Here is a 495-nt window from a genome sequence, read left to right as displayed (position 1 = left end):
GCCCTGATCAGCGACGCCACAGCCAACGGCCCTGTCGCCGTCGTGCTCGACGACATCCACTGGGCCGACCCGTCCTCGCTGCATCTGCTCGGCTATGCCGCCGAGATGTTGGCCGGGCAACCGGTGCTGCTGGCGGTCACGTTGCGGGACAACCATGCGCGGGCGGATTCCGCGCTCGATGCCTGTCTGGCGACGTTGGCGCGGCTGCATCCGCTGCGGTTGCGGCTGTCGGGGCTGGATCCGGCCGAGATAGGCGAACTGCTGCGGCAGTCCGTGCGTACCGACATCGACGGTGCGACGGCGAATCTGATTCACGCGCGGGCGGACGGCAACCCCTTCTATGCACGTGAGTTGGCGCGGCTGCTCGGGCGTGATGCGGACTTCGACCTCCACTCGTCGGCGATCCCGGACGGCGTCCGGGATGTGGTGCGGCGGCGGGTCGGCCTGATCTCCGAGACGACGCGGACGCTGCTGCGTCTCGCGTCGGTCGTGGGG

General features: G+C 69.7%; 1 protein-coding gene. It reads left to right on the top strand.

Annotated elements, in window-relative coordinates; translation table 11 throughout:
* Positions 1 to 495 (top strand): hypothetical protein (locus AC1DSF_RS30730; protein WP_478184093.1); only part of this gene is annotated, 495 nt, incomplete at both ends.

It is taken from the genome of Variovorax sp. 01N429 (assembly GCF_056399425.1).
This window is presented reverse-complemented; position numbering and strand designations above follow the sequence as displayed.